Annotated in this window: 24 protein-coding genes; 9 read left to right on the plus strand and 15 right to left on the minus strand. The window is 69.8% G+C overall.

Annotation, left to right across the window (positions count from 1 at the left end; genetic code table 11):
* Positions 1 to 12: 12 nt before the first annotated feature.
* From KUM44_RS24730 to KUM44_RS24745, 4 genes are all read right to left on the minus strand, one after another.
* Positions 13 to 1,506: a DEAD/DEAH box helicase gene (locus KUM44_RS24730; RefSeq protein WP_217211170.1), complete on the minus strand. Its 1,494-nt coding sequence runs from the start codon at positions 1,504 to 1,506 to the stop codon at positions 13 to 15.
* A 244-nt stretch (positions 1,507 to 1,750) separates the two neighbouring features.
* Positions 1,751 to 1,954 (minus strand): cold-shock protein, encoded by a 204-nt coding sequence (locus KUM44_RS24735; protein WP_004986771.1) that lies wholly within the window; start codon positions 1,952 to 1,954, stop codon positions 1,751 to 1,753.
* 318 nt (positions 1,955 to 2,272) lie between these two features.
* A complete protein-coding gene (locus KUM44_RS24740; RefSeq protein ID WP_254390054.1) occupies positions 2,273 to 2,839 on the minus strand; it encodes a DUF5990 family protein in 567 nt (188 codons plus the stop codon).
* 683 nt (positions 2,840 to 3,522) lie between these two features.
* Entirely contained in the window at positions 3,523 to 4,284 is a 762-nt protein-coding gene (locus KUM44_RS24745) for a phosphoglyceromutase (protein WP_217211172.1), read from the minus strand.
* Positions 4,285 to 4,457: 173 nt separating this feature from the next.
* Between KUM44_RS24745 and KUM44_RS24750 the strand changes: the two genes are divergently transcribed.
* Positions 4,458 to 5,726 carry an MFS transporter gene (locus KUM44_RS24750; protein WP_217211174.1) on the plus strand — a complete coding sequence of 423 codons (1,269 nt, stop codon included), beginning with the start codon at positions 4,458 to 4,460 and terminating at the stop codon, positions 5,724 to 5,726.
* Positions 5,727 to 5,780: 54 nt separating this feature from the next.
* Here KUM44_RS24750 and KUM44_RS24755 read toward each other — a convergent pair whose 3' ends face one another.
* On the minus strand, positions 5,781 to 6,314 hold the full coding sequence (locus KUM44_RS24755) for a DUF2000 domain-containing protein (protein ID WP_217211176.1): 534 nt from the start codon (positions 6,312 to 6,314) through the stop codon (positions 5,781 to 5,783).
* Here KUM44_RS24755 and KUM44_RS24760 point away from each other — a divergent pair.
* On the plus strand, positions 6,313 to 7,119 hold the full coding sequence (locus KUM44_RS24760; protein WP_217211177.1) for an AraC family transcriptional regulator: 807 nt from the start codon (positions 6,313 to 6,315) through the stop codon (positions 7,117 to 7,119). The genes KUM44_RS24755 and KUM44_RS24760 overlap by 2 nt on opposite strands.
* Positions 7,120 to 7,243: 124 nt before the next feature.
* On the opposite strand, the gene KUM44_RS24765 is transcribed toward KUM44_RS24760, so the two are convergent.
* Together KUM44_RS24765 and mshA are read right to left on the minus strand one after the other, a co-directional pair.
* Entirely contained in the window at positions 7,244 to 7,756 is a 513-nt protein-coding gene (locus KUM44_RS24765) for a YbjN domain-containing protein (protein ID WP_217211179.1), read from the minus strand.
* Positions 7,749 to 9,056, minus strand: a complete 1,308-nt coding sequence (mshA, locus tag KUM44_RS24770) for a D-inositol-3-phosphate glycosyltransferase (RefSeq protein WP_217211181.1) — start codon at positions 9,054 to 9,056, stop codon at positions 7,749 to 7,751. Before mshA ends, KUM44_RS24765 begins: the two co-directional genes overlap by 8 nt.
* Positions 9,057 to 9,283: 227 nt before the next feature.
* Here mshA and KUM44_RS24775 point away from each other — a divergent pair, with 227 nt between their 5' ends.
* The 3 genes from KUM44_RS24775 to KUM44_RS24785 all read left to right on the plus strand — a co-directional run bounded on the left by KUM44_RS24775 (position 9,284) and on the right by KUM44_RS24785 (position 12,925).
* Positions 9,284 to 10,078 carry a class I SAM-dependent methyltransferase gene (locus KUM44_RS24775; protein WP_217211216.1) on the plus strand — a complete coding sequence of 265 codons (795 nt, stop codon included), beginning with the start codon at positions 9,284 to 9,286 and terminating at the stop codon, positions 10,076 to 10,078.
* A 164-nt stretch (positions 10,079 to 10,242) separates the two neighbouring features.
* The gene (locus tag KUM44_RS24780) at positions 10,243 to 11,316 is read left to right on the plus strand and encodes a C40 family peptidase (RefSeq protein WP_217211183.1); all 1,074 of its coding nucleotides are present in this window, start codon (positions 10,243 to 10,245) and stop codon (positions 11,314 to 11,316) included.
* Positions 11,317 to 11,623: 307 nt separating this feature from the next.
* Positions 11,624 to 12,925 carry a PP2C family protein-serine/threonine phosphatase gene (locus tag KUM44_RS24785; protein WP_217211184.1) on the plus strand — a complete coding sequence of 434 codons (1,302 nt, stop codon included), beginning with the start codon at positions 11,624 to 11,626 and terminating at the stop codon, positions 12,923 to 12,925.
* Positions 12,926 to 13,017: 92 nt separating this feature from the next.
* On the opposite strand, the gene KUM44_RS24790 is transcribed toward KUM44_RS24785, so the two are convergent.
* The 3 genes from KUM44_RS24790 to KUM44_RS24800 form a co-directional block, all read right to left on the minus strand.
* The gene (locus KUM44_RS24790) at positions 13,018 to 13,350 is read right to left on the minus strand and encodes a DUF2516 family protein (protein ID WP_217211217.1); all 333 of its coding nucleotides are present in this window, start codon (positions 13,348 to 13,350) and stop codon (positions 13,018 to 13,020) included.
* Positions 13,351 to 13,539: 189 nt separating this feature from the next.
* Positions 13,540 to 14,244, minus strand: a complete 705-nt coding sequence (locus KUM44_RS24795; RefSeq protein ID WP_217211185.1) for a hypothetical protein — start codon at positions 14,242 to 14,244, stop codon at positions 13,540 to 13,542.
* A 108-nt stretch (positions 14,245 to 14,352) separates the two neighbouring features.
* Positions 14,353 to 15,075 (minus strand): helix-turn-helix domain-containing protein, encoded by a 723-nt coding sequence (locus KUM44_RS24800; protein ID WP_217211187.1) that lies wholly within the window; start codon positions 15,073 to 15,075, stop codon positions 14,353 to 14,355.
* Between the two features lie 257 nt (positions 15,076 to 15,332).
* On the opposite strand from KUM44_RS24800, the gene KUM44_RS24805 reads away from it, so the two are divergent.
* Complete coding sequence (locus tag KUM44_RS24805) at positions 15,333 to 16,181, plus strand: NAD(P)H-binding protein (RefSeq protein ID WP_217211189.1); 849 nt, start codon at positions 15,333 to 15,335, stop codon at positions 16,179 to 16,181.
* Positions 16,178 to 16,507 carry a TnsA-like heteromeric transposase endonuclease subunit gene (locus tag KUM44_RS24810; protein WP_308402713.1) on the plus strand — a complete coding sequence of 110 codons (330 nt, stop codon included), beginning with the start codon at positions 16,178 to 16,180 and terminating at the stop codon, positions 16,505 to 16,507. Before KUM44_RS24805 ends, KUM44_RS24810 begins: the two co-directional genes overlap by 4 nt.
* On the opposite strand, the gene KUM44_RS24815 is transcribed toward KUM44_RS24810, so the two are convergent.
* From KUM44_RS24815 to nadC, 3 genes are all read right to left on the minus strand, one after another.
* Positions 16,488 to 16,784 (minus strand): DUF1330 domain-containing protein, encoded by a 297-nt coding sequence (locus KUM44_RS24815; protein ID WP_030243046.1) that lies wholly within the window; start codon positions 16,782 to 16,784, stop codon positions 16,488 to 16,490. The genes KUM44_RS24810 and KUM44_RS24815 overlap by 20 nt on opposite strands.
* A gap of 229 nt (positions 16,785 to 17,013) precedes the next feature.
* Positions 17,014 to 17,871 (minus strand): PhzF family phenazine biosynthesis protein, encoded by an 858-nt coding sequence (locus tag KUM44_RS24820; RefSeq protein ID WP_217211193.1) that lies wholly within the window; start codon positions 17,869 to 17,871, stop codon positions 17,014 to 17,016.
* Positions 17,859 to 18,752 (minus strand): carboxylating nicotinate-nucleotide diphosphorylase, encoded by an 894-nt coding sequence (gene nadC, locus KUM44_RS24825; protein ID WP_217211195.1) that lies wholly within the window; start codon positions 18,750 to 18,752, stop codon positions 17,859 to 17,861. The genes KUM44_RS24820 and nadC overlap by 13 nt, the downstream gene beginning before the upstream one ends.
* A gap of 443 nt (positions 18,753 to 19,195) precedes the next feature.
* Here nadC and KUM44_RS24830 point away from each other — a divergent pair, with 443 nt between their 5' ends.
* Positions 19,196 to 19,564 (plus strand): helix-turn-helix domain-containing protein, encoded by a 369-nt coding sequence (locus KUM44_RS24830; RefSeq protein WP_217211196.1) that lies wholly within the window; start codon positions 19,196 to 19,198, stop codon positions 19,562 to 19,564.
* 138 nt (positions 19,565 to 19,702) lie between these two features.
* Here the strand turns inward: KUM44_RS24830 and KUM44_RS24835 are convergent, their stop codons facing one another.
* The gene (locus KUM44_RS24835) at positions 19,703 to 20,230 is read right to left on the minus strand and encodes a DUF6817 domain-containing protein (protein WP_217211218.1); all 528 of its coding nucleotides are present in this window, start codon (positions 20,228 to 20,230) and stop codon (positions 19,703 to 19,705) included.
* Between the two features lie 211 nt (positions 20,231 to 20,441).
* Between KUM44_RS24835 and KUM44_RS24840 the strand changes: the two genes are divergently transcribed.
* Positions 20,442 to 21,353, plus strand: a complete 912-nt coding sequence (locus tag KUM44_RS24840; RefSeq protein WP_217211197.1) for a LysR family transcriptional regulator — start codon at positions 20,442 to 20,444, stop codon at positions 21,351 to 21,353.
* A 68-nt stretch (positions 21,354 to 21,421) separates the two neighbouring features.
* Here KUM44_RS24840 and KUM44_RS24845 read toward each other — a convergent pair whose 3' ends face one another.
* Positions 21,422 to 21,958 carry a GNAT family N-acetyltransferase gene (locus KUM44_RS24845; RefSeq protein WP_217211198.1) on the minus strand — a complete coding sequence of 179 codons (537 nt, stop codon included), beginning with the start codon at positions 21,956 to 21,958 and terminating at the stop codon, positions 21,422 to 21,424.
* Positions 21,959 to 22,259: the final 301 nt, after the last annotated feature.

The raw sequence follows: 22,259 nt of genomic DNA on the forward strand, positions 1-22,259 counted from the left end.
TGATCGATGCCTCTAGGCCGCCGGGTCGAAGGCGGGCCGCTGTGCCCTGCGCCGCTTCGCCTGTCCGGTGGGGCGCCCCTGAGCGGAGCGGTCGCGGCGGCCTCGGGACGAGGGAGCCGCGGAAGACACGGCACGGCGTGGACGTGGCACGGCCGGTGCGGTGATGACGACGGGCACCCCGGAAGGAGCCTGGGCGCCTGTGATGCGGGTCAGCTCCGCCTCACCCGACCGTACGGCGGTGATCTGCGGGGTGATGCCGGCCGAAGCCATCAGCCGGTTCATATCGCGGCGCTGACCGGGGGTCACCAGGGTGATGACGCTGCCGGACTCCCCGGCGCGGGCGGTACGGCCGCCACGGTGCAGGTAGTCCTTGTGGTCGGTGGGCGGATCGACGTTGACGACGAGGTCGAGATTGTCGACGTGGATGCCGCGGGCCGCGACGTTGGTCGCCACCAGTACCGTCACGTGTCCGGTCTTGAACTGGGCGAGGGTCCGCGTGCGCTGCGGTTGGGACTTGCCACCGTGCAGGGCCGCGGCGCGGACGCCGCTGTTCAGCAGGTGCGTCGTCAGCCGGTCCACGGCGTGCTTGGTGTCCAGGAACATGATCACCCGGCCGTTTCGCGCCGCGATCTCGGTGGTCGTCCGGTGCTTGTCCGCTTCCTGCACGTTGAGCACGTGGTGTTCCATCGTGGTGACCGCTCCCGCGGACGGGTCGACGGAGTGGACGACCGGGTCGGTCAGGTAGCGGCGGACGAGCAGGTCGACGTTGCGGTCCAGCGTGGCGGAGAAGAGCATCCTCTGCCCTGCGGGGCGCACCTGGTCGAGCAGCGCGGTGACCTGGGGCATGAAACCCATGTCGGCCATCTGGTCGGCCTCGTCGAGGACGGTGACGTCGACGGCGTCCAGCCGGCAGTCGCCCCGGACGATGAGGTCCTTGAGGCGCCCCGGGGTCGCGACGACGACCTCCGCGCCGGCGCGGAGTGCACCGGCCTGTTTGCCGATCGACATTCCGCCGACCACGGTGGCCAGCCGCAGCTTCACGGCACGGGCGTACGGAGTGAGCGCGTCGGTGACCTGCTGGGCGAGCTCTCGGGTGGGTACGAGGACGAGGGCCAGCGGCTGCCGTGGCTCGGCGCGCCGACCCGCCGTACGGGCCAGCACCGCCAGGCCGAAGGCGAGGGTCTTGCCCGATCCGGTGCGGCCACGGCCGAGTACGTCACGACCGGCGAGGGAGTTCGGCAGGGTCGCCCCCTGGATGGGGAACGGTACGGTCACGCCCTCGTGACCGAGTGCGGCCAACAGGGGCGCCGGCAGGGCGAGGTCGGCGAACGAGTCGACGACGGGCAGCGCGGGCGTGACCGTCACCGGCAGCGCGAACTCGCCCTGGGGTGCGGTCTGCCGGCGATCGTTGCCCCTGGAACGCCGGGGAGCCCCCGAGCGCTTGGCGGCGGAGCCCCGGGAGCGGTCGTTGGTACGGGTCGTGCGGGCGGTGCGTGCGCGGTTCAAGCGGGAACCCTTCCTCGATGTGAGCACGTAGGCACGTAGCAAGGAATTTCCGCAGCAGAATGAACGGCAGAGAATCGCGAGAACGAGCCGGAGATGATGGGCGCCGAGTCGTATCGACGGGGGAATATGTCGCCCTTCGGTGATGTGGTGAGGGCCTTCCCGTCACGCGCCCTGAAATGCAGCGAGCTGGGGCCCGCACCCCAAGGTGCGGGCCCCAGCTGCGAAGTATGCGTTGCTGCCGGTGTCAGGCGGGAACGATGTTCTCGGCCGTCGGGCCCTTCTGGCCCTGCGCGATGTCGAACGACACCTTCTGGCCTTCCAGCAGCTCACGGAAGCCCTGGGCGGCGATGTTCGAGTAGTGGGCGAAGACGTCGGCGCCGCCGCCGTCCTGCTCGATGAAGCCGAAGCCCTTTTCCGCGTTGAACCACTTCACGGTGCCAGTAGCCATATCATTTCTCCTTCGGAGACGATGTCCGGAATTCGCCCTGTGCGCATTCCGCGTCGCCGTGCTGATTAGCCCGTCGGAAAATGAACCTTCTGGCAACCACACCTGCAACTGAGATCGACGTTAGCATGACGCGGTCGGCTCTGCGTGATCAATGATTCCGCTCGGGTTGACGGTCGAGGAATACTCGCCGTGTGCCGTATCTATTTCTCACTTCACGGATACAGATATTGATCCGCGCGGATGCAGCGTTCCTGCCGAACGTTTCCGGCCGCAGGGCCATGACCTCCGGCGATGAGCTGTGCGCCGCTGCCATCGTCATCAACGGATGGGACAACGGCGAACGCGCCGAGACCTCGCTATCGCGATGAAGGTCACATCGGCACAGAAGAGAGCATGCAACCTCTCCTGGTCGGCGCGTTCGGCGGTCCAGGTGATGTGCGGGGGCTCGACTCGTGCGCACAGGGGCCCGCCCTGCGCGTCGGTCAGGCCGAGGCGTCCGACCAGCAGCCCGTCGCGTGCGGCGGCGACGAGTACGTCGGCGGGTATGACGTCGAGCAGGAGCTTGGCGCGGCGGAACATCGTGAAGGTGCCCGATTCGTCGACCGTGCCCCACGACAGGTAGATGAACCGCCGGCCCAGACGGTCCTGCACGTAGGGGCCTTTGACCTCGGTGCCGGTCGGCGAAGCGCTCGTGGTGCACTCCAGGGTCCATGTCGCGGACGGTGCGTCGCCGGGCTGCGGCGCGAGGAGTTTGGCCGGACGGTCGCGGCGTTGCACGGCGACGTGGATGTTGCCGTACGCCGGGACCGAGCCGTCGACGGAGGCTGGGCAGGCGAGGCCGGGCAGGTCGACGGCGTCGATGCGGATGCGCATGGCGACCATCATCCTGGGGGTCGGCGGTACGTCGAAGGCGACGCCCCTCGGACGTTGCCGCTCGGTCCCTTCCGTGCGCTGGCCGTCGGGATCTGAGCGATCGGGCACGTACCTGCACGGTACGGCCCGCCAACCTCCCGGTATGCCGCAGCCGCCCGTGCGCTCTGCGCGCCCCGTCTTCGAAGGCTTCACATGCCGGAAACTTCCCAAGGGCCAAGCCAAAACACAGCCCCAGGCCACTGGCCTGGGGCTTCAGAAAGAGCGGGTGACGAGAATCGAACTCGCGCTCTCAGCTTGGGAAGCGACGGCGCTTGGGCGGGTGCTATGCCTCTGACCTGGGCATACGTCAAGTCCTTGAGTGGTTGCGTGGGCCGGTTTGCGCCGCTGTTGACCGCTGCTTTCCGCTCTTAAGGGCACGCTATGGGCACGAAGCTCCAAGGAGGATCCTTGGCCTGCCCTGTAGCCCCGGCAGGCATGCGGGGAGGACACGACTGAGGTGGGCCGTGATGCGGCGTTGCGGCAGCACATGTCCAGCCCGGGCCCCCGCAGCACGGGACGCTGCTGGGGAGGCGCGGTCTCCTTGACGGCAAGTGCGCCGGAGCTGCGCCTTCTTCGGAGGCCACAGGCAGCCCAGCCCCACCAAGAAGCCCCCGCCCCACGAAGAAACCGCAGGTCGGGGGCTTACTGGCGTCGCGTTACTTCTTCTTGCCCTGGTTCTTGACCGCCTCAATAGCCGCCGCAGCAGCCTCCGGGTCCAGGTACTTCCCCCCAGGCGTCACCGGGTTGAAGTCGGCGTCGAGCTCGTAGTAGAGCGGGATGCCGGTGGGGATGTTCAGGCCCGCGATGTCGGCGTCGGAGATGCCGTCGAGGTGCTTGACCAGGGCGCGGAGGCTGTTGCCGTGGGCCGCGACCAGGACCGTGCGGCCGGTCAGGAGGTCGGGGACGATGCCGTCGTACCAGTACGGGAGCATGCGGACGACCACGTCCTTCAGGCACTCCGTGCGGGGGCGCAGCTCCGGGGGGATCGTCGCGTAGCGGGGGTCGGAGGACTGGGAGAACTCCGAGTCGTCAGCGAGCGGCGGCGGGGGCGTGTCGTAGGAGCGGCGCCACAGCATGAACTGCTCCTCGCCGAACTCGGCGAGGGTCTGGGCCTTGTCCTTGCCCTGGAGGGCGCCGTAGTGGCGCTCGTTCAGGCGCCAGCTGCGGTGGACCGGGATCCAGTGGCGGTCGGCGGCCTCGAGGGCCAGTTGCGCCGTGCGGATCGCCCGCTTCTGGAGGGACGTGTGGACCACGTCGGGCAGGAGGTCGGCGTCCTTCAGGAGCTCGCCACCGCGGACCGCCTCCTTCTCGCCCTTCTCGTTGAGGTTGACGTCCACCCAGCCGGTGAACAGGTTCTTCGCGTTCCACTCGCTCTCGCCGTGGCGGAGGAGGATCAGCTTGTACGGTGCGTCGGCCATGCGTCCGAGCGTAATCCACGGCTTCGGCCGGGTGTGCCCCCCGCCCGAGGAGCGGACGGTTGACGGGATCTGTTAATTGAGTGGCCTCGCGGAGCGGCTCGCTTGTAAGTTGCGTTCGCCGCTTTGGCTTCTTACATCCGCGTTTTCCGAGTCTTCTCCGTGGGGGACCCTTCATGCCCGTCGCCGCCCTGAGACGTGCCACCCGAGAGACCGTCTCCGGGCTCCCCCGCGAGTTCTGGTGGCTGTGGACCAGCACGCTGGTGAACCGGCTCGGGGCCTTCGTCGCCACGTTCATGGCCCTTTACCTCACCCTCGACCGTGGGTACTCCGCCACCTACGCCGGTCTCGTCGCCGCCCTCCACGGCCTCGGCGGTGTCGTCTCGTCCATCGGCGCCGGCGTCATGACCGACCGGCTCGGGCGGCGGCCCACCCTGCTCGTCGCCCAGGCGTCCACCGCCGCCTCCGTCGCGCTCCTCGGGTTCATGCACCACCCCGTCGCCATCGCCGCCGTCGCCTTCCTCGTCGGCGCCGCCTCCAACGCCTCCCGGCCCGCCGTACAGGCGATGATGGCCGACATCGTCCGGCCCGAGGACCGGGTGCGTGCCTTCTCCCTCAACTACTGGGCCATCAACCTCGGGTTCGCCGTCTCCTCCATGGCCGCCGGGTTCATCGCCGAGGTCAGCTACCTCACCGGGTTCCTGATCGAGGCGGGGATGACGGCCGTCTGCGCGGTCGTGGTGTTCGTGAAGCTGCCCGAATCGCGGCCGCCCCGGCAGACCGGTACCGAGAAGGGTGACGGCGAGGAGGAGGTCCGGCTCGGGACCGTGCTGCGCGACCGGCGGTTCATGGGGGTCGTCGGGTTGTCCTTCCTCGTCGCCCTCGTCTTTCAGCAGGGGGCGGTCGGGCTGCCGGTGGCCATGGGCGCGGCCGGGTTCTCGCCCGCCGACTACGGGCTCGCCATCGCGGTCAACGGGGTCCTCATCGTCGCGCTCCAGATCCCGGTCACTCGCTTCATCGAACGCCGGGACACGGGCCGCATCCTCGTCGTCTCGTCCCTGCTCGCCGGATACGGCTTCGGCCTCACCGCGTTCGCCGGCTCGGTCGGCGTCTTCGCGCTGACGGTGTGCGTGTGGACGCTGGGCGAGATGCTGAACGCGCCCACCCAGACCGGGCTCGTCGTACGGCTGTCGCCGGCACAGGGGCGTGGCCGGTACCAGGGCATGTACACCCTGTCCTGGTCGGTGGCGGCCCTCGTCGCGCCCCTGATGTCCGGCCTCGTCATCGACCGCTTCGGCGCCGAGTGGCTGTGGGGGATGTGCGCGGTCATCGGTACGGCGGCGGCGATCGGGTACGCCGTTCTGATGCGCCGACTGGGCGCCGCGGAGCCCGCCGCCGGCGAAACCCCGGCCGCCACGACGAAGCCCGAGGTCAGCCCCGCCTGACCAGCCGCATCACCAGGTCCTGCGGGGATGCGTCCGCAGGGAGGCGCCGCGCCCTCACGGATGCATCCGCGCCCCCTTCATCACCTTGTCCACCGCGTTCCTCGGCCCGTACACCGCCAGCCCCACCACATCCAGCTCCCCCGTCGGCACGGCCCGCACCGCCGCCCGGTTGTCCCGGTCGTTGCCCGTGGTGAACAGGTCGGAAGTGAAGACCGCGCGCGGCAGAGCACGGGACAGCACGCGCGCGTGGGCTGTCGTCAGGGTCTCCTTCGTACCCTCGAAGACCAGTACCGGCTGGCGGAACATCGGCAGATAGGGCACCCCGTCCGCGTCCTCGTACGGCTCCCCGATCAACTCGGGGAGCTGCGTGCCCAGGCCGCTGACCAGGAACGCGGTGACGTTCAGGCGTTGCCAGGTCTCCAGGTCGTCGCGCAGCAGCACGGCGATCTTCGTGTCGAAACGGACAGGCGCCTGGTCGGTCGTACGGCTCGCAGGGCTGTCATGGCTCTCATGGCTCTCATGGCTCACATTGCTCATACGACGAGACTCGCGGCCGCCGTACGACCCCGTCTTGTACGTTCTTTGCATGGCCGCCGCACGGAACCGCCAGGAAGTCTCCGCGTGGCGCCCCTCCGTCCCGGGCGTCACCGAGGTCTTCCACGCGCACTTCACCGAGTACGCGTACCCGATGCACGTCCACGAGGCCTGGACGCTGCTGATCGTCGACGACGGCGCCGTACGGTACGACCTCGAGCGGCACGAGCACGGCACCCCGCACGACACCGTGACCCTGCTGCCGCCGCACGTCCCGCACAACGGCTCCCCCGCCACCCCGCACGGCTTCCGCAAGCGGGTGTTGTACCTGGACAGCAGTCGGCTGGGCGAGGACCTGATCGGCCGGGCGGTCGACTCCCCCGACCTGCGGGACCCGGTGCTCCGGCTGCGCGTCGGCCAGTTGCACACCGCCCTCGCCCGGCCCGGCGACGAACTGGAGGCGGACAGCAGGCTGACCCTCATCGGCGACCGGTTGCGCGCCCACCTGCGGCCCGAAGCCGTCGCAGACGTCCCGCGCCGCGACCCCGCCCTCGCCCGCCGGCTGCGCGAACTCCTCGACGAGCGCGTCGTGCAGGGCCTCGCCCTCGACGAGGCGACCGGGCTCCTGCACGCCCATCCCGCCCATCTCGTACGGTCGTTCAGCACGGCGTACGGCATCGCACCGCACCAGTACCTGATGTCCCGCCGCGTCGACCGGGCCCGTCGGCTGCTCCTGGAGGGCCGGTCGCCGGCCGAGGTGGCCACCGCGACCGGCTTCTACGACCAGTCCCATCTCACCCGGCACTTCCGGAAGCTGGTGGGCGTGCCGCCGGGACGCTACCGGGGCAGCGCGCGCTGAGCGTCGTACGGATTGCGCGGCCGTTGGTGACCCCGGATGTTCCAGTGGGTGAAGCGGGCGGACGTTGGCCGATTGCCGGTCCAGCCCTCGAAGGGCCACACCCTTACTTGGTACGGATCTGAGTTCAGTCCGCGGATCGCTTGGTCAGGTGAGCGAAGGCGTCCAAGTTGCGCGTCGACTCGCCGCGCGCCACGCGCCACTCGTACTCCTTGCGGATCGCGGAGGCGAAGCCGAGTTCCAGGAGCGTGTTGAAGGCGCCGTCCGCCGCCTCGAGGACCTGGCCGAGGAGACGGTCGATCTCGTCGGGGGTGACTGCGGTCAGGGGGAGCTTGGCCGTGACGTAGATGTCGCCGAGCCGGTCGACCGCGTAACTCACGCCGTACAGCTTGAGGTTGCGCTCCAGGAGCCAGCGGTGGACGCCGGGTTCGTTCTCGTCCGGGTGGCGGATGACGAAGGCGTTGAGGGAGAGGGAGTGGCGGCCGACGAGGAGGGAGACCGTCGTCGACAGCTTGCGGATGCCGGGGAGTCTGACGACGTAGTTGCCGGGGGCCGGACTCTCCCATTCGAGGTCGGCGTCCTTCAGGGCTCCCTCGACGACCTGCGCGACGACCTGCTCCGCCTTCTGTGCGTCAGCCATGGTGGGAGCGTACGCGACGGCGGTGGGCCTGGATCGCGGCCGTGTAGACGTCCGCCGTGGCGGCGGCCGCGGTGTCCCAGCCGAAGGACTGGGCGTGCCGGGCCGCGGCGTCGCCCATCCGGGGGGACAGGTCGGGGTTCTCGGCGAAGCCGTGCAGCACGCGCGCGTAGTCGGCCGGGTTGTGGCCCTGGACCAGGTAGCCCGTACGGCCGTCCCGGACCGCCACCGGGAGGCCGCCCACGGCTGCCGCCAGGACGGGGGTGCCGGCCGCCTGCGCCTCGATGGCCACCAGGCCGAAGGACTCGCTGTACGAGGGCATGACCAGCACGGATGCCGCGCGGAACCAGTCCGCTAGCTGCTCTTGGCCGACGGGCGGGTGGAACCGTACGACGTCCGCGATGCCCAGGCGGGCGGCGAGCTTCTGGAGGCCTTCGGGCCTGGCCATGCCGCTGCCGCTGGGGCCTCCGACGATCGGGACGAGGATGCGGGAGCGGAGGTGGGGGTGCTCGTCCAGGAGGACGGCTACGGCGCGCAGGAGGATGTCCGGCGCCTTGAGGGGCTGGATGCGGCCTGCGAACAGGGGGATCAGGGCGTCCTGGGGGAGGCCGAGGCGGGCTCGGGCGGCGGCTCGGCCGTCGGCCGGTGAGAAGCGGGTGAGGTTGACGCCGGGGTGGACCACCGCGACCTTGTCGAGGGCTGCGGCGTAGTGGCGTACCAGTTCGTCCGCCTCTTCCGACGTGTTGGCGATCAGGCGGTCCGCGGCCGTGACGATCTGGGTCTCGCCGATGACTCGGGCGGCGGGCTCGGGGGTGTCGCCGTCGGCGAGGTTGGCGTTCTTGACCTTGGCCATGGTGTGCATGGCGTGCACCAAGGGGGCGCCCCAGCGTTGGGCGGCGAGCCAGCCCACGTGGCCGGAGAGCCAGTAGTGGGAGTGGACCAGGTCGTAGTAGCCGGGGCGGTGGCCGGCCCAGGCCTGCATCACGCCGTGGGTGAAGGCGCAGAGCTGGGCGGGGAGGTCTTCCTTGTTGAGGCCTTCGTACGGGCCCGCGTCCACGTGGCGGACGAGTACGCCCGGGGCCAGCTCCACGGTGGGTGGGAGGTCGGTCGCGGTGGTGCGGGTGAAGATCTCGACCTCGATGTTGATCGCGGCGAGGCGCTGTGCGAGTTCGACGATGTAGACGTTCATGCCGCCGGCGTCGCCTGTGCCGGGCTGGTGGAGCGGTGAGGTGTGCACGCTGAGCATGGCTACGCGGCGGGGGCGGCGGTGGCGCCACCCGAGCCTGTTGACGTAGTGGCTCACGTGGTCCTCCTTGCTGCGGGCATGCCTGGGGGAGGGCGCGGGACCCTCCAAGGGGGTGCAACAGCGGAGGGCGGAGTTCCCATTCCTGGTGGGGTGGTTTTTGCCTAGGAATTACCGGATGTCGCTCAACCGTTCGAGGCTTGGGTGCGTGGAGGCTGCCGAGGGGTGTGCGAGACCGTCGGAGGTCGGGACTTACCCTCGTACGCATGACAGCCCGCGTCCGTCCCGTGGGAACGGTGACCCGCGGGACCACCAATCCCAACCGGCTTCGCCGTATGGATCGGTGGATCGCCCATGTGCATGGCGCCGCCTTGCGGCGGGCCGCCGAGCCCGTGGCTGTCGATCTCGGGTACGGCGCCGCCCCCTGGACCGCCGTCGAGTTGCTCGGGCGATTGCGGGCCGTTGCCCCTCGGGTTCGGGTCGTCGGCCTGGAGATCGAGCCGGACCGGGTCGCCGCCGCCAGACCGTATGAGCGGGTGGGGCTTGTCTTTCGGCACGGAGGGTTCGAGATTCCGATCGCGCAGCGGCCGGTGCTCGTGCGGGCGGCCAATGTGCTGCGGCAGTACGAGGAGGGGGAGGTCGCGGGGGTCTGGGAGCGACTGTGTGCGCGGCTTGCGCCGGCGGATCCGGGGGGCGGGTGCCGTGGTGGGCTGCTTGTCGAGGGGACCTGTGACGAGGTCGGGCGGCGGCATGTGTGGGTGGCGCTCGGGCCGGAGGGGCCTCGCACTGTGACCTTCGCCGCTCGGCTGGGGTCGTTGGAGCGGCCTTCGGATCTTGCCGAGCGGCTGCCGAAGGCGCTGATTCATCGCAATGTGAGCGGTGAGCCTGTGCATGCGTTTCTACGGGACTTCGACCGGGCCTGGGCCGCTGCGGCGCCCTACGCCTCGTACGGTGCCCGTCAGCGCTGGATCCGGGCCGTGCGGGAGCTTGCCGCTGACTGGCCGGTGGCGGATGGGCCGGGGCGGTGGCGGCAGGGGGAAGTGACGGTGCTGTGGGAGGCGTTGGCGCCGCGGGGATGGTGAGGGCGCGTCCGGGGGAACGATCTCCGGGAGTCGTTCGTCACAAAGGCGGGGAGATCGTCATGACGGGGAGGGAAAGGGGGGAAGCAGACCTCTGTCACTTTGCGCGTCGGCATGGCACGATCCCCCGTAAGTTACTGACGGGACATCAGTTTGGGGGCACCGGTATGGGTTCGGGCAAGCGCGGCCTGGTCGCTGCGGCCGTGACCGTTGTCTGCGCGGTCACCGTTCTGGGAGTACCAGGAACGGCGTTCGCGGCACCTTCACCGACCCCGAGCGCCTCACCGTCCCCGAGCACCACGTCGAACGACGACCTCGAGGCCGTGCGCAAGAAGCTGGACAAGCTCTACCACTCGGCCGCCGTCGCCACCGACGAGTACAACGCCGCCGAGGAGGCGGCCGAGCAGCAGTCCGCCCAGATCGTCGCGCTGGCCCAGAAGATCGTCGAAGGCCAGGAGAAGCTCGCCGAGTTGAAGAAGCGCGCGGGCGCCGCGGCCGCCGCGCAGTACCGCTCGGGCGGACTGCCCGACGAGGCGCATCTGCTGCTCGGCGATGACCCGCAGGCGTTTCTCGACGGCACGGGCCGGGTGCTCCAGGGGCAGCGCGCGACCAAGGGGCTGCTGGCGGAAATGACCCGCACCCAGCAGGACTTGGAGCAGTACGCCAAGGACGCCTCCGCCCAGTGGCAGAAGCTGGAGGACGGCCGCAAGGCCAAGGCCGCCGCCAAGAAGAAGATCAAGAAGCAGATCGCGGCGGCCGAGAAGCTGGAATCCCAGCTGGAGGAGGAAGAGAAGGAGCGCCTCGCCGAGCTGGAGGCGGAAGCCGCGCACAAGGCGCAGACCGCCTGGCTGGACTCCGGCATCCTGAAGGACATCAAGGGCGAGGCATCCGAAAAGGGTCGCAAGGCCATCGAATACGCCACGGCCCAGCTGGGCAAACCGTATGAATGGGGCGCCGAGGGCCCCACGACATACGACTGTTCAGGCCTCACTTCGGAGGCCTGGGCGAGCGCCGGCAGCGGCATTCCGCGGACCTCGCAGGAGCAGTGGAAGCAGCTCAAGCACATCGACATCGAGGACATGCGCCCCGGCGACCTCATCATCTACAACGACGACGCCAGCCATGTCGCCCTGTACGTCGGCGACGGCGCGATCATCCACGCCCCGCGGCCGGGACGGACGGTGACGGTCGCGGGGGCCGGATCGATGCCGATCCTCGGGGTGGTTCGACCCGATGCGTAAGCATTGAGGGTGACTTGCGGGGGTGGGCCGAGGGGGATGTCAGGGCGGCGGGTCGTGATCCCCGCCACGTGACCCAACCCACGTCACCCTGTTCCCCGTCTGTGTAGTGACGTGACGTTCGTCATCCCTGGGCGCCCCCCAGGCTGTCCAACTGCGGTAGGGAACGCGGCATATGACAGCGGCCAGCGCCCATCCGGCGTGCGCCACACCATTCCGTTGCGGCGCCGACAACCGCTATGGTCCCCGTCGGTGGATCGAGACCCCTCGTTCCCACCATGCCCTCGGGGGGAGGGAAGGAACTCAGACGATGCCCGCACCCATACCGCGGCAGAGAGCGATCCCGGCCGTGGAGAGTGGTCAGGCGCAGGCCGCGTCCCCAGGCGGCACCTCCACGGAAGAGGCCCCGCGTAAGGACACAACGGTCGAGAACACCAGCCACACCAACCTGACGCTGCTGCTGATCGAGGACGATCCCGGCGGCTCAGCGATCGTGCCCGAGCTGCTCGACTCGGCCGGCAAGCCGATCCGCGTGCGCACCGCCCGCAACCTCACCGAGGCCGAACGGCTGCTCACCGACGACGTCCACTGCATCCTGCTGGACCTCGCGCTGCCCGCGCCCGGCCGGACCGACGACGGGGACGAGCTGGGCGTACTCAAGCACGTCCTGGAGCTCGCGCCCCGGCACGCCGTCCTCGCCCTCACCGCCTCCGGCGACGCCGAGCGCGGCGCGGAAGCCGTGCGTGTCGGCGCCCAGGACTACCTCTTCCGGGACGAACTGGACGGACGGCTGCTGAGCCGGGCGATCCGGTACGCCGTGGAGCGGAAGCGTTCCGACACGGCCGAGCGCCGGCTCGCCGAGGGCCGGATGCGGGCCCAGGAGAACCGTCGCCTGGAGCGCGGTCTGCTGCCGACGCCACTGCTGGAGGGCTCCTCGCTGCGGTTCGCCGCGCGGTATCGCCCGGGGCGCTCGCGTGCGCTGCTGGGCGGTGACTTCTACGACGTCGTCCGTACCGCGGACGGCACCGTGCACGCCATGATCGGCGACGTCTGCGGCCATGGGCCCGACGAGGCCGCGCTCGGTGTGGAGCTGCGGATCGCCTGGCGGGCACTGACGCTGGCGGGGCTGTGCGGCGACGAGCTGCTGGGCACGCTACAGCAGGTCCTGGAGCATGAGCGGGCCGACGACGAGATCTTCGCGACGCTGTGCACGGTGGACATCGCACCGGACGGCCGACGCGCCGGGCTGTGCCTGGCCGGGCATCCGTCCCCGCTGCTCGCGCGGCCTGGGAGGGCGGCGCGGCTGCTGCCGTACGAGAACAACGGGCCCGCGCTCGGGCTGCTGCCCGGGGCTCGCTGGCCACGGATGCAGGTGGAGCTCGGGGCGGAGTGGTCCCTGATGCTCTACACCGACGGCCTGATCGAGGGGCGCGTCGGTGAGGGGCGGGAACGGCTCGGGCAGGACGGCATGGTGTCCATGGTCCGCCGGCAGCTGTCCGAGGGGCTGCGCGGGGAGGCGTTGCTGCGGGCCGCGGTCAATGAGGTCCGGGACCTCAATGGGGGCGAGTTGGCGGACGACGTGGCGGTGCTGTTGCTGGACCGGGGGGTTTGAGGGGCTCGCCGTTGTTTGGGGCCCGCACGGGGCGGAGCCGCACATCGGTGCAGCCCTGCGCCCCGTTGGGCGTTACCCCTGAGGGGCGTTGATCAGCGGCCGCCGTTCCACGGGCCGTACGGGCCGTCGCTGCTCGAGCCCCTTCTGCTGCGGCCACCGCCGGGGAGGCCCTTGATCGCGGGGCGTACATCCACCATGTACACGATCGTCGCGATGAGGCCGATGATCGGCAGGAACGACAGGATGTTGAAGATCAGGTTCACCACGAAGGCGAGCCCGAGGATGATCATCCAGAACGGCTTGCTCTGCTTGTCGGCAGCGCGGTAGGCGTCCTCGCGGCGGATGGCCGCGTCGATCAGCGCAAAGCCGCTGAAAAGGATCAGGGCCATGCTCAGCAGCCACATGAACCCCGCGAAGCCCTGCATCAGCACTACGTCCACCACCCGACTCGGCTCGTATCCACGCGGTCACCGTACCCGCAACCGCAGGCCGGCTACCCGAACAACGGGCCGAGCACCTGTTAAGTGCCCGGCCCGTGCCCGACGGCCCCGTTTCACCCGCCCGTGTGACCTGGCGGGCACTTGGGGCGGGTTGGCCCGGGGTTGGCCGGGGGGTTACTTGGCAGGCGGAGTCGTCTTCTTGGCGGTGGTCTTGCGCGCGCCCGTGGCCTTCTTGGCCGGGGCCTTCTTCGCCGGGGCGGTCTCGGCGGCGGGCACGGTCTCGGCCGGCTCGGCCTCGGCCTTCCCCGCGTTGCCCGTCTTGGCCTCGACCGGCTCGGCCTTCGGCTCGACGGCCACCGCGAACTCCTCGATCTCCTCGGCCGCCTCGCCACGCCAGGTCTTCACGGCCTGCTCGCCGTGCTCGGCGACCTTCTCGTAGGTCTCACGGGCCTTCACGGCGTACTCGGCGGCGACACCGAGGGTGCGCAGCGCGATGTCCTGGGCGCTCTCGCCGAACTTCTTGATGTCGGCGTCGAGGTTGCTGCCGAGCTTCTTGAAGTCCGCGTCCAGGTTGGTGCCGAACTTCTTGATGTCGGTGTCCAGGCCGCTGACGAACTCGTTGACCTTCGTCTGGAAGCTCTCCTGAGCCTCCTTCGCCTTGGCACCCGCCTCCTTGGCGCGGGCGGTGGCCTTCTCCTGGACGGCCTTCGGGTCGGTGTTGCGCACGGCCTCGAACCGCGCCGGCGCCTCGGCACGCAGCTGCTCCACCAGGCCGGGCACCTTCCTGGCCTGCTGAAGGGCCAGGTCGGCGGTGCCGGCGGCGAAGTAGAGCGGGGTCGGGTCGCTGAGGGTCTTACGCAGGTCGTCGGTGATGGCCATGGTGATGGTCCTCCCGGTTTGCTCTGAGGTGAGGGTTTTGGGTCCCCGCGATCGGCCGGGCCGATGCTCGCCGACGCGGACGGGGGTCGCGCGTACGGCAGCTTGCGGTCAGCCCGCCGACTGCTGGGGGTCGATCGGGTTCTCCGGGTCGGCGTCGCTGCCACCGGAGGTACGGGTGTTGCGGGTCGTGCGGGTGGTACGGGTCGTGCGGGTGTTGCCGGTCCTACGGGTACTGCTGGTGCTGCCGGCCTTGCGGGTACGGCGCGCGGCGGACTCTCGGTCGGCGCCGCTCGAGCCGTCCGTGCCGTCCGTGGCGTTCGAGCCGTTCGAGCCGCCGGTGCGGTCCATGTCGGTCGCGCCGCCCATGTCGGTCGTATCGCTCTGCTCGGATTGCACCGTGTCCTGGCCCGCCGAGACGGCTTCGGCTGCTCGCTGGACTGCCTCGGCAGCCTCGTCCGTCTCCCCCGCCTCGGGGGATATCCCGAACCCGTTCTCCTTGCGGAAGGATTCGTAGATCTGGAGCAGCACCTGCTTCTGCCGCTCGTTCAGCGTGGGATCGGCGAGTATGACAGCGCGCGTCTCCACCTCGTCCCGGTCCCGCTCGGCGTCGAGGATCCCGGCCCGCACGTACAGCGTCTCGGCGGAGATCCGCAGCGCCTTGGCGACCTGCTGCAACACCTCCGCGCTCGGCTTGCGCAGCCCGCGCTCGATCTGGCTCAGATACGGATTGGACACCCCTGCGGCATCGGCGAGTTGCCGCAGCGACAGCTGCGCAGTGCGCCGCTGCTCGCGCAGATACTCACCGAGATTGCCGACGTTGAGCGATGCCATGCCTCCACCTTGCCTCACCGTCGCTAACTATTGCAAGCACCCGCTTGCAAAAGTGCGCCACGCCACTGTGGACAGGGCTGATCCTGAGCACGCGACCTGTCTCACTGGAGGTGGGCCGGCCTCGGTCCGACTGAGCCATCTACCCGTGTGTCTCGAACAGCCTTGGCCATCTGCTGTTCTGTCTCGCCCTTTCTGAGCCGCTGCCGCGCTTGACCGCCTACGGTTGTGCGACTGATGACAAGGCGACGGGGGCAACGATGCGCATCGCGGTGACGGGGGCGGCGGGCAGCCTGGGCGGACGGGTCGTGCAGTTGCTCGCGGACCGGGCCGACGTGGACGTCGTAGCGATGACCAGGCGGAGGCTGCCTGCCGAGACGTTTGGGCCGCAGGTGGAGGTCGCCGTTGCCGACTACGCCGATCCGGCCGCTCTGCGTGCGGCACTGAAGGGCGTGGACACTCTGGTCTTCGTCTCCAGTGACGGGCCCGACGCACGGGTGCTGCTGCACCACCGCAATGTTGTCGCCGCCGCGGCGGCTGAGCGCGTCGGCCATGTCGCGGCGCTGAGCAGCGTTGACGCAGACACGGCGTCCCCGTTCTGCTATGCCGTGGTCAACGGGCTCACCGAGGATCTGCTTCTTGCCTCCGGCGTCCCGTGCTCGTTCGCCAGGGCTTCGCTGTACATCGAGTTCTTCCAAGGCTGGCTCACCGAGGCGCGCGCGACCGGGCTGCTGAGGCTTCCGGCAGCGGATGGCCGGGTCTCCCTGGTAGCGCGGGACGACGTGGCACACGCCCTCGCAGCCCTGGCGGTGGGTGAGCCGACCGGCCGTCACCATGACATCACGGGACCCGAGTCGGTGGACGTGGCAGGCATCGCCTCGATCACGGCGGAAGCGTGGGCGACGCCTGTCGCCTACGTGGATATCCCGGCTGACACGTACTGTGCCGAGACGGCGGCGACCGGCCTGGACCCCTGGTGGCTCTACGCCTTTTCGTCCATGTTCGCCTCAGTGCGCGAACAGCGCTGGGATCGAGTCCGAGACGACTACACCCAGCTGACCGGCCGCTCCCCTCTCGCTCTCCGCGACGTCCTATCAGCACACAGGTGAGAGCCGAGCACCGCCGAGCGGGCAACGACGACGCTCGGCGGCCGTTCCGGCTCTCATGGCGGTCCGGCAGCCGGACTCGCCGTACCAGCCATACCCCGGACTACTTCGTGCGCCGTCGGGACGGCACGGGTGTGGTGCTGGATGTGCGTCCCGACGACCGGATCGAGCCCGAGGACGCGGTGAAGTTCGAGGTCACGGCAGCGGCCTGCGCACGGGTGGGCTGGGGTTTCGAGGGGGTGGGCGTGCTCGATCCGGTGCTGGCGGCGAATCTGCGCTGGTTGTCCGGCTACCGGCATCCGTCGGTCGTCAGTCGAGGCCTTCGATGATGCGGAAGTCGCGCTCGAAGCCGTCGGGGAGTTCGGCCAGCGCCTTCTGGTAGGCCGCACTCTCGTATGCGGCGACCGCCTGTTCGAAGCTGTCGAACTCGATCAGGACAACGCGCTCGGCGATTCCGGCTTCGTGTGCGACGACCCGGCTGCCGATGCCGGCGAGCACCCGCCCGCCGGCAGCCTTGACGGCCAGACCGGCCAGTTCGTTGTAGACATCAAGCCCCTCAGGGTCTGTGATGGTGGGGTAGACGCTGACCCAGTAGCCCTTGGCCACGGTTCCTCCTGTGTTCGGAATTGATCACCAGAGACATATTCAGATCCATCGCCGGCGCGCTGTGGGTCAGCGAGCCGACGGAGACGGCGTCGAAGTCGGACGGCTTCGATCAACCGGCTGGGGCTGCGGTCGGAGCCGGTCGAGTCGATGACCGGCCTCGCCGGAAGGGCGGCGGCCTGAACAGTTGGACCTTCTGCGGACCGGCACCCTCGCCTTGAGCGCGTAGGCCTCATCGCATGACCGTGCGCACGATCGCCGCCTGGCCGCCGACTCGGATCCGGTGCCCCGTGCGGTCGCGGTGGGCGGTCGCTGTGATGGTGGACGGGCTGCCGAGGTGATCACCCATGTCGACAACGAGGCGGTGTGTGCCGAACCCGGCAGCATGCGCTGCCAGGCAGGCCGTGCTGTTGGCGTTGGCGATGTCCTCGGGGACGCCGATCGACGGGGCGAACATCCGGGCTGCTGCTCGGCCGTGTCGGTCCGGGGGCGAGTAGGCGTAGCAGCCCAGCAGCCCGTAGCGGTCACAGGCTGCGCGCAACAGGGTGAAGTCCGGCGTGAGTTCGGCCAGTGCGGCGCGGGATCGGATGGGGAGCAGAAGCCTCGGCCGCCCGTTCGACGCCACGCAGGCGTCGCCGGCTACCGCGTCCTCTGTCAGTCCGAGGCCGCCTACGACTGCCCTCAGTTCGGGGCCACCGGTGCCACGCAGGCTGACCGGGCCCGGGTCGAACGACGCCGTCAGGCCGTCACCGTTTCGGCTTGCCCGACCGTCGAAGCTGCGGTGGGCCGTACGCAGGGCGGCGCGGTAGTCGTGGTCGCCGCCTTCCCGTTCGGCGAGCACGGCGAGGGCGGCGACGGTGCCGTGGCCGCAGGCGGGCAGTTCGTCCTGGGCGGTGAAGAACCGCAGTGTGTACGCGGGCCGGCGACGCTCGATTCCGGTCGCGCGGAGGAAGACGGCGTGCGATGTAACCAACTCCGTGGGAATGCGGCGTCGCTCCTCGTCGGTGAACGGCGCATCATCCAGGACGGCGGTCGGGCTGCCACCCGCGCCGTCGCGCTGACACGCGTCGACGACCGCTACCTCGGACATGGCACCGGGCCGGTGGTCAGCAGCATGGTCAGGTCCAGTGCGGGCGCGCTGTGCGTCAACGCCCCGACCGAGATGAGGTCGACGCCCGTCCCGGCGACGACGGGAACTGTGTCCAGGCGGATGGTGCCCGAGGCCTCCAGCAGGATCCGGGCAGCGTCGGCCCGCCCGGCCCGGACCTTCACGACCTGCTCGATGTCGGCCACCGGCATGTTGTCGAGCATGATCCAGCGGGCTCCGGCGTCGAGGGCCTCGACGGCCTGTGCGACGGTCTGCACCTCGACATCGCTCTCCACGGTCTGCCCGGTGCGCGCCATCCCGCGCCTGACCGCCTCGATCGCGGCGGTCACCCCGCCCGCCGCGGCGATGTGGTTCTCCTTGAGCAGGACCATCGCCGCGAGATCGAGGCGGTGGTTGTGGCCGCCGCCGGCGGTGACCGCGTACTTGTCCAGGGCGCGCAGGCCCGGCACCGTCTTGCGCGTGTCCAGGATGCGCGCCCTGGTCCCTGCCACAGCTTGTACGTAGCGGTCGGTCAGCGTCGCGATGCCGCACATGCGCCGCAGGAAGTTCAGCGCCGTACGCTCCCCGGTGATCAGGCTGCGCGCCGAACCGGATAAGTGCACCAGGACCTGGCCGTCGGCCAGTCGGGCGCCGTCGGCGACGGCCGGCTCGACCTTGACCTCGGGGTCGACCTGCGCGAAGACCTCGGCGACCACGGGGAGGCCGGCGGCGATGCCGCTTTGCCGGGTGCGGATCTCGGCCGTGGCCGCCAGGTCCTCGGGAACGCTCCACTCGGTGGTGATGTCCTTCCCTGACGCGTCCTCGGCCAGGGCGGCAGCGGCGGCGGCCCGTGCTGCCGCCGAGGGAAACTCGGTCGTGGTCATCTGGTCTCCAGCTCTGAGTGGACGTTGGCTTGGTGGCGGCAACCGCTGACGAGGCAGCGCTGAAGTTCCGCTGGGCCGGTTTGCAGGACCTGGTGGATCCTGTACTCGATCTCCCGCGTGCCGGTCACCCGCCCCCCCGTCACGAACAGGTTCCTGGTGAGCCGTCCGTGCGACTCGGCGCCGATGTCGGACTCGGGGCACCGTGCGCAGGTACTGGTCCTCCCAGCCGGTCTCGCCTCCGTCGACTCGGGCTTTCAGGAACGCCTCTCACCCAGGTCGTCAGGGCAGGTGCCACCACAGCCCCTCCGTTTCGATTTCCGAAGCGGTCACCGATGCTAGCGTGTCGGAATTCGAAGCATCAACCCTGGAGAGCTGGACATCCCGACATGGCAACACCCAGACCTGGCAGTCCTGTTCGCGGCTCGACCACCGGCCGCCCTCTCATGGCCGCACTCGATCTGTTCGGGCGGCGGTGGAGTCTGCGCATCCTGTGGGAGCTTCGCGCGGGCCCGCTCGGATTCCGCCCCTTGCAGAAGCGGTGCGACGACATGTCCTCCAGCGTGATGCGGCAGCGCCTGACCGAACTGCTGGATGCCCAGGTGATTCACCAACTACCGGACAGCCGCTACGAGCTCACCCCGCTGGGACAGGAGGCGCGCCACGCCCTGAACCCCCTCGCCCGCTGGGCGGAACGCTGGGCGGCCACGATCGACCCGCAAGAGGCGGACCACACCGACGACCAGTCCGCCAGCCGCGTCTCACATCCGGACACCGTGGGCGACGGGGCGCCGGAGAGGGGCTCCGCGGACTGACGCCCCGCCTCGGATCGGAGGCGGGGCGGGGCGGGGCGGGACCGCCGGGTCACGAGGTTGCCGTGGCTCGGCCGAGCGCCGGGGACAGAAGTCACCTGCTCAACCGCTCGAAGAGCGCTTCGTCCCCTCCCCGTACGGCTAGTCCTGCGGAGCCGCGGCAAGCACCATGCGGCAGTCTGACCAAGCAGGTCGGCTCAGGAGAGGTTGGAATCGGGCGAAAAGGGCGAGGAGTTCGGCTCCCCACTTCTCGCGGAAGGCAGGATCGATGCGAGCAAGGTCGAGTTCGTTGGCGGCCGACAACTCGGCGAAGTCTCGGCGAAGTTGCGGCTCCGGAGTGTGAAGACGGCCGGTGAACCGATTCCGGAAGGCTCCGTCGGCATCCGCGAGCGTCGGATAGGTGACCTTACGGTCACACGACGCGTAGAGATACACGATGGCTTCGGCCTCGGCACCGATCACCTCTGCGAGTTCGGTGCGGCCGCGCGGAGACAGCAAGGCGGTGGGGAAGCCGTCGGTGCCGTAGAAAGCGTGACACAGGCCCGCGACCTGGAGGGCGGGGCGGGCGCCCCATAGGGCGAGCTGTCCCTGGACGCGCTGGAGATGGGCGACGAGAGTGCCGCCCGGGTGGGCGATGTCCGCAGCACCGAGCTTGCGCAGTAGCGCCATGGCCCGGTCGGCAACGGTAGGAGAAGCAGGCACAGGGCTGTGTCCTTCCGTCACTTGAGGTCGGCACCCGTCCGCGCCTTCGCCTGTGGTCCGGACCCTGCGAAAGCGTCGGACGGGTTGCCGCCCGGGCCCTGCACTGATCATCCTGGACCCCCACGACCCCAGTCAATCCTATGGATTTCTAGCCATCCCCAAGCTGTAGCTTGGGGATATGACTTTGGAGGACCTGCGCGTCTTCGTGGCCGTGTGCAGAGCGGGAAGCCTCAGCGCCGTCGCCCGGGAGCTGGACTGCACGCAGTCAGCGGTGAGCCAGCATGTGAAGCGGTTGGAGCGAGAGTCCGGTGTGAGCCTCCTGGAGCGCCAGCCACGAGGCGTCGTGCCCACACACGCGGGGCGCGTCCTGTGCGACGCCGCCTCGGACAGCATCGCCGGTCTGGATCTGGCCCTGCGGCGTCTCGGGGACCTTGTCAACGGCGACAGCGGCTCCGTGCGCGTGACCACGGGCGGAACAACCGTGCGGCACTTCATGTCCGAGGCCATCGTCGCCTTCCGGCAGCGCTACCCGAAGGTCAGTCTGGAGTTCCGGACAGAGACCTCCAGCCGCAACTGCTTCGACGCCCTCACCGCCGGCAACCTGGACCTCGCCTGGGTCACGATCGGCGGCCCAGTACGCGGTATCGAACAGCGCCCCGTCGTCGCCCTGCCTTGGGTACTGGCTGTCCGCACCGACGATCCGCTCGCAGGCCGGCCCTGTGTCAACACAGCCGAATTCAGCGACATCAGCCTCATCCGGCTCCCGCAGAACTCCACCTCAGGCGCCCGCCTCGACGCCGCGTTCGCCGAACTCGGTGTCCGAAGCAGCTCCGACACCAGCGTCGCCGACTGGGACACCGCCCTCCTGCTGGCGGAGCTCGGCCTCGGTCACGCCGTCGTGCCTGTACTGCCCGGCTGGGAAGTACCCGGTGACGGTCCCCTCCGCCTCGTCCCCATCCCCGATCTGCCCCCGCTCCCGGTCGGCTGGGCCGTCCGCCGCTGGGACTCCCTCACCCCGCTCGCCCGGGTCTTCGCCGATACCGTCGCCCGCAGCTGTACGGAGAAGTCCGCCCACACACAGCCCGAGTAGCCCGCACAGGGTGATCTCCGGGTGTGTGAACTGACGCCAACAGCCTTCGCCTCAGGTCGAGCACAAGCTCAGTCGGACGGCATGGCAGAGGACCACATGCCGAACCACTGCTCGGCGCCGTAGGCCTCGAATCGCTCCGCCTCGACGAACCCCAGCTTCGCCGCGAGGCGCATCGAGCGGAGGTTGGCGGTCCGGGTGGCGAGCACCACTGGTTCGCCGGGAAGCGCGCCGGCGAACCAGTCGAGTGCCGCTGCGCACGCCTCGGCGGCGTATCCGTACCCCCACGCCTGCGGCAGGAACAGGTAGCCGAGCTCGGCCTTCCCGGCAGCCTGACGAAGGTGCCCTGATTCTCTGGTGAGCGTGATCTGGCCGATCATCGCTCCGTCGAGAGCGACGACGAAGAGGCCGGGCCGCCCGCTGGGCACGGCGGGCATCGCGCGCTCGAGCTCGTCACGCGGTCGAGGGCCACCGATGTAGGTGCCCACCTCCGGCGAGGCCAGCAGCTCGATGACCGCCGCGCGGTCCCGGGCCTCGGGTTCACGGAGTACAAGCCTCTCGGTCCTGATCGGGGCAGGCGGCCAGGCGACGGGTCCGAGCTCAGTCATGACGGCCAGCCAATCAGTTGCCTCGGCAGCGACCAAGACGCGCGGCCCGATCAACCCACCGGCCGGGGCTCCACCCTCACCCACGGGGCCAGGTCAGACAAGCCCCGCGGGCGAGAGTCAACGCGTGACCAACGACGCGGTGGAGCACGCCCTGGTCCCGCCGAGGCGGTGCGTCTGCTCCTGGGACATGCGCGGCGGCCGGGCATTCGGGGTACGAGCGCGCGTGGGCCGACGGCCACGCGGAGATGAACCGAAGCCCCACCCCACCCCCACCCCCACCCAGTTGACCCAAACCCACCAC

Source organism: Streptomyces sp. AC550_RSS872 (assembly GCF_019049285.1).
Lineage (GTDB): Bacteria > Actinomycetota > Actinomycetes > Streptomycetales > Streptomycetaceae > Streptomyces.